Genomic DNA, 5,895 nt, shown 5'->3' on the forward strand with positions numbered 1-5,895 from the left:
TTTACTTTTCTTCATTTCCAGATAATACTAAATTATAGTTATCTGGATCAGCCCCTACTTTAATTTACGGCTACCGAAACGCTTACGGAAACGATCTACACGGCCACCTGAATCAACAATCTTCTGTTTACCAGTATAGAATGGGTGGCATGCTGAACATACGTCCAGGTTGATATCAGAACCTGTCGAACCAACTTCGATAACATTACCGCAGCTGCAAGTAGCAGTTACAGTTTTATAATCTGGATGAATACCTTGTTTCATAATAGTGCTCTCTTGTTGCGAGTCGCCATTTGGGCAACAGTTCAATTTCTGCGCCAAACACCACTCAAGATTTGAAGAAGCGCGATCATACGCTTACAGACCATTCAGATCAAGCCTCAAGGCCTGATTTATCGGTCAATTCCTTACTGTCTGGGTAATGACGGCGGCATCACAACATCGACCCCAAACAGGAAATCCCCATCAATGGTGAAGCTGCGCTCGGCTAATTTTTGCCCGCCAATACCAACCACACTAACGGTATAGTGACCATTTACCAGCCCATCAACTCTGTAATAGCCAAACTGATCGGTTAAGGTTTCGGTCATAACTTCGCCCTTTTCATTAAACAGCGTCAATCTAACATTGGACAAGGCCTGCCCATTTGCTGATTGCAGCTGCCCCATGGCGCTATATTCAGACTTAACTTCGAACTCAACGTGAGTAACCGAAGATGGCGCCACTTTTATGACATGACTGTCATCATCCGGCACCATATCAATCGGCATGAACTCGCCATCCAGCATAATTTTATAAAGTCCCGGTGTGACATAATCCAGATAGAAAGTGCAGGCCTTGACAGGCACCTTATAGGCCACACCATTCAATAGTACACTGACATGCTCCAACTGAGAGCAATCACCATCGGTTTTCAAAGTGCCGGCAATAGTCCCAGCAGTATTATAGGCAAGCCGATTGCTGCTGGGCACCAGGCTACCTTTAGCCACTGCGAAGTCCATGGAGATTCTGGCAAATGCCGAAAGACCACCATCAAACTGAGGATCAGCATCACGTAATCGTAAATCGAAGTAAACCCCGGGCATCAACTGAGTTCTGTATTCCGTGAACACACCTACCCCGTATTCATTCGAATGATTTAACTCAAATCTGAATTGTTGATAATCGGTCCAACTATCCGGATACCAATAAAATCCGACGGCTTTCTCGATAATCGTATTTTCATACGTTCTCTCGTCGATTGTATCCTTGTACATTCGGCCAGACATATAGCCATTCACGTTATCCGAAGCATTCCACTCAAAACGCCCGGTTTGCTCCTCTGACTTGTGGGTTATCCGGAAGCGAGCATCCTGAGAAGGGCGATAGAAAAGCTCTGTGCGATAATCACCGTCCGCATCAGGGCGTGTCCCTACAGAAAAACTATTGGTAGGACTGTAAAATATACCTGGCTTTATGTAGCTTACCTCGCTGCCAGTTTCCTGGTAACGACCAAGTAGCTCTAATCTTAGCGACGGATCCGGTGTATAATAATAATAGCCGTTGGCTGAGGTAGTTTGCTCGCCCCTACCCTCAACATAACCCGCCTCTTCCTGACGTACATAAGTTGCCATACGCCAGTTCTTGCCAAAGCCATCCAGCTCTAACTGAGTTGCCGTCGCGTCATTTCGATCAGCAACACGCAAAGCCCCTACAAAGTTATTGCCCAGAGATGACACCAACCCCGTAGTAGTTACTGAAGTATCATCCAGCAAGTATCCGGCCTCTATGGTCGTACTATCAGAAATACCATAGCGGTATAAAAACATCCCTGCCTCGCCATCATCCCGATAATCCGGATCAAGCCAATTGCCTTTCCTGCCCAGGGCGACACTGGTAACCACCTGTCCTTCATTCAGCAAGTAATCCGAGCTGGCTCGGGTTTTAAGCTGTCTTTCCAGTTCAGCCCGATTAACCGGATCCAGAATGACTACTTCAATTTCATTAAAAAGGCTCGATTCGGTTCTGAACTCACCAAAATCGTAGGTACCATCAAGGCGGACAAAAGTTTCACCAACCAATTGATTATTTACATAGAGTTCAGCAATGGCGCCCGGCTCGGCAGTACCACGAATACGCTGCACGGAATTACCAAGCTCACGAAAGAAGCTCGACTGAGATATGTCCTGATAAGCGTTATAGGGTATTGCCTGATTACTGTAGAAATATTGCCCACCTGTCAGGGTCACTGCTGGTGAGATGACCGATGGACTGACCGTCTGTTTACCAATAAGCCACTGATGATGATCGCTCCGTTTTGTCCAGAAATAGTCATCCATCTTCCAACTTTCATCATTGAGTTTTTCAGCATCGATTAGCCAGGAGCCTTCAAAAGCAGAACCGGTTGCAACCAGCTCACTCCGCTCAGAGATGACATCAAACTCCAGTGCTTCGTCGTCCCGTTCTACGCCCAGAGCTTCGTGCGATAAACGAATCTGCCGTAGGCTGAAAGGATCGGGGCCATACTCAACGTCTAAAGTCTCAGCAGGAGCGTCCTGTTTTTTAGTTTCTTCCTGCCACGGCGGTAAAAATGTCACTGCATATTTTGCTGGGTCAAAACGCGCATTCACCTTCAAATATTCATTCAAAGTACCAAGCGATGCCCACAACTCCCCATCAATGCGATAGGTTACCCGCGATGACATTTCAACCTCACTACCCGGCACCCGAATGGTCAAAACACCGTGCTCTAAGGTATAGGTTGCCTGTATAACTGGAAATACTTCTTTAATTGGAACGAGATAGTCACTTTCGGTCTGGACAATATCCAGTACCAGAACTTCCTTATTGTTAACTTCAAGTCCGACCAATATTTTTCGGAAACCATAAGCTCGTCCACCGCCCTGACCGGAGCTAGCAGCATCAAATAAGGCGTTCTGGACCTCTACCGGACGGTGTAGCTCCAATGGATCTTTGGCTTTATCTAGAAAGGAATTACTTTTGCTTTGAGAATAGGCCACCGAAGGCACGCACAATAGCGCGCCTGACAAAATGAACTTTGTCCATAAAGTAGCTTTCAATGTAGAACTTATTCCCCAATGTTAATGCGATAAACTTCTGAAAATGTCTGTCCAGCCAATGTAACCTTAATAGCAACTACATAGGGTTCATTTAATATTTCTTTAATCGGCACAGGAGAAGTGACTTGACGACGTGTGCCGGCAAACACAGGTTTAGCCGAAAGCTTGCCGCTGGCAAGAGCTCCCAGCCCATCAACGGTCATTTTCTCTAAATCTAATCTTTTCAATATGTCAGCATCCGAACCGGCATCCGTAGCTTTCATGGCTACAAAGACCCCCTCAGGGCGTACATAAGAATTACCTTTGCTGGCAATATCAAATACAAACTGTAACTTGATAGGATCAAACTCCATCCCCAGCACATCAGCTTTGCGCTTTACGTCACCGAAATAGGCGTAGATAGGAACACCAACATTAAACTTAAAGTTAAACCCCTTGCCATCTTCGTTTAACTGGCGAAAAAAGACCATTGCACGGTGCTCTCCCGGTTCAGGTTCGACTCTGGGACGCACCGCCAGACGAACAGTTTGTTGGCTTTTTGCTGGAATGGTTAAACGTACCGGATTAATAATCAGCCACTGGTCTAGACTTTGCTCATTAGGAGGCAGTGCTCGGTAATTGTTATTGGCATCAAAGTCCCAATTTTGCACATAGACTTCAACCTGCATCGGTTTACTTCCTAGATTCAAAACTGTAATGCTTTCGTTCGCTTTTTTCTCTGGTGATATTTCTATTCGCGAAGGTGAGATAGCCAGTTTTGGCTCTAGATTTTGTGCAGCACTAACTTCATCGGTAAACAATAAAGCAGCCAATAATAAAAGCGCGACTTTAAAACTATAACTTTTGTTGTTTAAATAACTCATACCGGGCTCTTGGGTTTGGAGGATTAAATACAGTCTATCAGCGCTTGGTTACCGTTCCAATTATCATAAATACTGACTGACATATTGGAGCGATAATTACCCGATTCATTCGCCTGGCTTACATCTACAGTTAGTCGCACTCTGCCCTCTGCAGATATTAGCTTGCCGCTTCCTTGCTTGTATTCCAGATTAGTTACAATGCTTTCGACATTGGTAACCGTTAGACATGAGTTTGACCCACTACAGATTTTGTTGTCGCCAATCGCCAAACCACTAAATACAAACTGTGCTGTCAGGAAACCTTTAAATCCACCACCACTGGTAGATGTCGCTCTCCAGACCCAATCACTGGTGTCAGTTGTTACAATCCCATTAAAGGTACTGTTAACATCGGCAGCAATGTTGAGATCGATTGGCGTGCCAATGGTCACCTGACCAGTTTTGGTAGTATTGATACCAATGGATTGTGAAGAATTATTATTACCGGTACCTGCTAGATCACCGCGTCTAAGCTGAATGGATAAGCGCGAGGATTCACAACGAGCAGTTTCCTGCTGAGCAGCATCGGCTTTACCAGCGCCCAACAGACTGAGCGATGTTATCAGGCTTAAGACAAAAAAAGCCGAACAACTCATGCTCGGCTTTTTTGCACAGGCAAACATTTGAATAGACCTGCAAACTCGATATTAAGAGCCTACTACAGTGATTGTGTAGCTAGCACGCACGTTATTCGTGCTGATTTGCGACAAGTCTAAATCAAATGATACAGAACCAGTTTGCAGTGAAGCAGAAGGTGTAGTGATTTGCTCAATAGCAAGATTGCCAACTGGTGCATCACTACCATTATCTGTAATAGTCGGAGTCAACGCAGTGTAACCAAAGCTACGAACACCCCAGCTGTTGTCCAATGTAATTGTTGGATTAGTGCCTGCAGCATTGTTAGTAAATGCCAAGTCGACTGTACCGCCGTCTAAAACACCTGACTTAGGGTTAGTATCTGCAACAGAACAGTCATCCGCAGTACAATTTGAATCAAGTAGAGGACCAAACTGATCAGCAGTCATGGTCAAGTCAATGTCTGTATAACCATATAGAATTACAACGTTCGGTAGAGAAATGTCTACATCAACGTCTAATGAAGCTGAATTAGCTGCTGGTGCAAGCATAAATGCTGGTAACAAACCTACGGTCAAAGCAGTTCTTTTCAAAAATGTCATGGGAGATAACCTCTGTGGAGTCGAGTTTTGCGAACTGTATCACAGAAACAAATAAAAGATCGAGTCAGATCCGCATTACTTTTTGTATGAATTTTGTACGCGTGATTTGATACATTTTGATACAAACACCAAAAATCAACTGCTTATATTTTAAACAGATTAATGCAAATTTGACTTACCATTTCTTTATATTTGAATTAGTTAGAATAAATTACTTGACAGGGAAACTCATAAAAAAACGACCCGTCTGGGTCGTTCAAAGTTATGTACAATTATTACTATTATAAAACCAATTAGGTGTAACTCGAGTCAACAAACTAGTCTTTGCTGAGTTCAAATAGCGCTTTGATAGCGACCAACAAAGCAGCCGAACCTACGAAGTAACCAATATTATGCATAATATTGCCAATCATTTCGCCAACCATTGGTAATGAATCCAATGAGTATGCTGACATCATAAAAGCAATCGCTGCAATCAGGAAGCGACGAGTCTCACCACCTGAAATATTCAAAAAGCCAACAACTAATCCCAACGCTGCCAATACCCACGGAAACCATTCGACATTAACGAACGCTCCGATGACTGCGATGACCAGGCCGGCTAAAAAAGCTAAAGTACCGATTTTCATAGATTACCCCCATTTGTATTGATGTTGTGTGTTACGTATATCTTGTGTTTAATCAACATTATTGTTAGCAAATCTTGTAACCATTGCTACATTAGCAGACTTTTTCTTGAACACAAGTCGTACCAGT

Annotated in this window: 6 protein-coding genes; all 6 read right to left on the bottom strand. The window is 44.0% G+C overall.

Annotated elements, in window-relative coordinates:
• Positions 1-54 precede the first annotated feature (54 nt).
• Complete coding sequence (rpmE, locus tag HUJ19_RS12625; RefSeq protein ID WP_290624623.1) at positions 55-264, bottom strand: 50S ribosomal protein L31; 210 nt, start codon at positions 262-264, stop codon at positions 55-57.
• Positions 265-407: 143 nt separating this feature from the next.
• A complete protein-coding gene (locus HUJ19_RS12630) occupies positions 408-2,999 on the bottom strand; it encodes a carboxypeptidase regulatory-like domain-containing protein (RefSeq protein ID WP_290624625.1) in 2,592 nt (863 codons plus the stop codon).
• Between the two features lie 68 nt (positions 3,000-3,067).
• Positions 3,068-3,922 (bottom strand): molecular chaperone, encoded by an 855-nt coding sequence (locus HUJ19_RS12635; RefSeq protein WP_290624626.1) that lies wholly within the window; start codon positions 3,920-3,922, stop codon positions 3,068-3,070.
• 23 nt (positions 3,923-3,945) lie between these two features.
• Complete coding sequence (locus HUJ19_RS12640) at positions 3,946-4,557, bottom strand: hypothetical protein (protein WP_290624628.1); 612 nt, start codon at positions 4,555-4,557, stop codon at positions 3,946-3,948.
• 51 nt (positions 4,558-4,608) lie between these two features.
• Complete coding sequence (locus HUJ19_RS12645) at positions 4,609-5,139, bottom strand: hypothetical protein (protein WP_290624630.1); 531 nt, start codon at positions 5,137-5,139, stop codon at positions 4,609-4,611.
• A gap of 317 nt (positions 5,140-5,456) precedes the next feature.
• Complete coding sequence (locus HUJ19_RS12650; protein ID WP_290624632.1) at positions 5,457-5,768, bottom strand: hypothetical protein; 312 nt, start codon at positions 5,766-5,768, stop codon at positions 5,457-5,459.
• Between the last annotated feature and the right edge of the window lie 127 nt (positions 5,769-5,895).

The sequence above is a fragment of the Kangiella sp. genome (genome assembly GCF_014762745.1).
Classification (GTDB): Bacteria; Pseudomonadota; Gammaproteobacteria; order Enterobacterales; family Kangiellaceae; genus Kangiella.

Excerpts from the sequence above, each read along its gene's own strand:
- HUJ19_RS12645 (WP_290624630.1), bottom strand. The coding sequence starts at position 5,139 with ATGACATTTTTGAAAAGAACTGCTTTGACCGTAGGTTTGTTACCAGCA.
- HUJ19_RS12650 (WP_290624632.1), bottom strand. The coding sequence starts at position 5,768 with ATGAAAATCGGTACTTTAGCTTTTTTAGCCGGCCTGGTCATCGCAGTC.
- HUJ19_RS12635 (WP_290624626.1), bottom strand. The coding sequence starts at position 3,922 with ATGAGTTATTTAAACAACAAAAGTTATAGTTTTAAAGTCGCGCTTTTA.
- HUJ19_RS12640 (WP_290624628.1), bottom strand. The coding sequence starts at position 4,557 with ATGAGTTGTTCGGCTTTTTTTGTCTTAAGCCTGATAACATCGCTCAGT.
- rpmE (WP_290624623.1), bottom strand. The coding sequence starts at position 264 with ATGAAACAAGGTATTCATCCAGATTATAAAACTGTAACTGCTACTTGC.